General features: G+C 37.9%; 2 protein-coding genes and 1 pseudogene. 1 reads left to right on the plus strand and 2 read right to left on the minus strand.

What is annotated here, in order from left to right:
* Positions 1-882, minus strand: a pseudogene (locus FTV43_RS14900) (IS3 family transposase); the annotation flags it as partial.
* A gap of 240 nt (positions 883-1122) precedes the next feature.
* Between FTV43_RS14900 and FTV43_RS14905 the strand changes: the two are divergent.
* Positions 1123-1512 carry a tautomerase family protein gene (locus tag FTV43_RS14905; protein WP_032040164.1) on the plus strand — a complete coding sequence of 130 codons (390 nt, stop codon included), beginning with the start codon at positions 1123-1125 and terminating at the stop codon, positions 1510-1512.
* 131 nt (positions 1513-1643) lie between these two features.
* On the opposite strand, the gene FTV43_RS14910 is transcribed toward FTV43_RS14905, so the two are convergent.
* Positions 1644-2621: a GlxA family transcriptional regulator gene (locus FTV43_RS14910; protein WP_179995790.1), complete on the minus strand. Its 978-nt coding sequence runs from the start codon at positions 2619-2621 to the stop codon at positions 1644-1646.
* Positions 2622-2643 lie beyond the last annotated feature (22 nt).

Consider the following 2643-nt stretch of genomic DNA (forward strand, 5'->3'; position numbering starts at 1 on the left):
TGCCGTGCTCAGTAGCCCAGCGCACAAATGCGTGACTGATAAATTCGGGACCATTATCGCATCGGATCACTAACGGTTTTTCTCTCTACTCCAGCAATTGATTCAACGTACGAATAACCCTGATTGTGGGCAATGAGAACCCTGCTTCAATGGCTAGGCCTTCGCGGCGGTAATCATCAATCACATTCAATAATCGAAACTTGCGACCATCGGAAAGCTGATCATGCATAAAATCTAATGACCAAACCTGATTTTCTCGGATTGGTTCTTTCAATGGTTCAGGCGCATGCCGTTTTAGTCTTCTTCTCGGTTTAATACGCAGATTCAGTGCCAACTCACAGTAAATGCGGTAAACCCGCTTGTGATTCCAGCAGCAACTCTCAACATGCCGTAAATACGAGAAGCACAAACCAAAGCCCCAATCGGAATTTTCCTCAGTGAGTTCAATGAGCTGTTCAGCAATGAGTGCATTATCATCGCTGAGATTGGCTTGATAGCGGTAGCAGGTTTCACTAATGCCAAATGCTTTACAAGCCAAACGAATACTAATGGCATGCTGGGCAACTGCCTGTTGTGCCATCTTACGCCGGCAAGATGGCTTTACCCTTGCGCAGCAGTGCTGCTCATTGCCATCGCTTCCTGGATGATTTCGGCCTTTAATCGCTCTTCCGCATACATCTTTTTAAGTCTGGTATTTTCGGCTTCTAGCTCTTTCAGTCGAGCCATTAATGATGTATCCATACCACCATATTTGGCACGCCATTTATAAAAGGTAGCATTACTCATGCCGTGTTCACGGCAAAGGGTCGCTACAGGTGTGCCAGATTCTGCCTGTTTCAAGATGGACATGATCTGACTGTCAGTAAATTTAGATGTTTTCATGCAGAATCTCCTGCTCGTATCTTAAGAGAAAATTCTACTTTTAGATCCTATTATTTTTAGGGGGGATTACCATACACGTTATACGAATCTCTAAAAATAAGTTTATTGCACTGATTTTTATATATTTTTTAAATTTTAAGCCTAGACCAGAGTCTAGGTTTTTTCATTTCGTATAACAGCCATTATCTTAAATGGGAGGGGAGATTAAGCTAAAATTAGGGTTTTAATTTAGAGAAAGTAATGTCTCAGATAAAAATTTATGCTTTAGATGAAACTATAGAATTACATCGTGATAATTTAAGTAAAGCTATCCATCAGGCTTTAGTTAAAGAATTAAAATATCCTGAAGAAAAAAGGTTTCAACGTTTTATTCCACTAGAATCCAAAAATTTTATATATCCAGCAGACCGCAGTACATCTTATATAATTATTGAAATTTCCATGTTCGATGGACGAACAAAAGAGACTAAAAAAGCATTTATTAAGACTCTATTCGAAAATATAAACAATCTATGCGGTATTGATTCAAATGATGTTGAGATAACTATATTTGAAACTCCTAAAGAAAACTGGGGCATTAGAGGGGAAAATGCGGATGAACTACAGTTAAATTATAAGGTAAATGTTTAAATTTCCTGAAATTAACATAATACACGTTATACGAAGTTGAAAAATTGAGACTATAGCCTTAATTTTTATGTGTTTTTAAAATTTAAAGCCTAGACTTCGGTCTAGGTTTTTTTCATTTCTTATAACAGCCATTATGTTAAATGGGGCGGATTATTCTCATTAATGATCCCAAAAGCTTTTCTCCATGCCTGAGGGCTGGTGCCATATTTTTCACGAAAATTTTTTCTAAATGACACGGTATTATTAAAACCTGAAAGCTCGGTTATCTTTTCGATAGACAAGTTTGTCGTTTCTAAAAGTTCACAACTTAATCTGATTCTTTCAGTATTCAGCCAATCGACTAAGGTCATACCTGTCGCTTTCTTAAAATGCCGTGTGAACGTCCTACGTGTCATATGTGTCCGTTCAGCTAAGCTTTCAATATTATGTTGTAAAGCTAAATTCTTTCTTAAAAAATCAAGTAATAGGTTAATTTGTGCATCTTGGCTCGACTCTGCTACTGGCTGTTCAATAAACTGAGCTTGCCCACCTTCACGGTGAGGCGGGATCACCATTACTCTAGAGACTTTATTCGCAATTCGTGCATTATAGATTTCTCGTACCAAATATAGGCAGCAGTCTAACGCTGCGCCTGTTCCTGCAGAGGTTACGATCCTTTGGTCTTCTACATACAGGGCATCATGATCAAGCTGAACCTGTGGAAATCGCTCACTAAAATCTTGTTCAGCCATCCAGTGCGTAGCTGCTTTTTTATGATCAAGTAAACCAGCATATGCCAATGCATAAGTTCCATAGCATAACCCTACAATTCTAATTCCAGTCTGATATGCACAATTTAGGGCATCGATAAGTACTTGTTCAGGCTCATGATTAAAATCATCCCATCCAGGAATAATAATAAGATCCGACTCTTTAATGAGTTCAATCCCACCATCAGGGATAATCATCATAGACTGTTCTGTTTTTACGGGTTGGCCATCTATAGAAAAAATTTTCAGATCAAATAAGCGTTTATCTTTAATCTTGATATTAAAAATGATATGGGGGATAGAGAAGTGAAATGGATTTATATTGGGATAAACGAATAATCCAATCACTGGTATAGCCATTCGATCTACCTCTCTAAAATAA

It is taken from the genome of Acinetobacter sp. YH16053 (genome assembly GCF_013417035.1).
Classification (GTDB): Bacteria; Pseudomonadota; Gammaproteobacteria; order Pseudomonadales; family Moraxellaceae; genus Acinetobacter; species Acinetobacter towneri.

What these genes read in the sequence shown, in the direction of transcription:
- FTV43_RS14905 (WP_032040164.1), top strand. Translation starts at nt 1,123, where the DNA reads ATGTCTCAGATAAAAATTTATGCTTTAGATGAAACTATAGAATTACAT.
- FTV43_RS14910 (WP_179995790.1), bottom strand. Translation starts at nt 2,621, where the DNA reads ATGGCTATACCAGTGATTGGATTATTCGTTTATCCCAATATAAATCCA.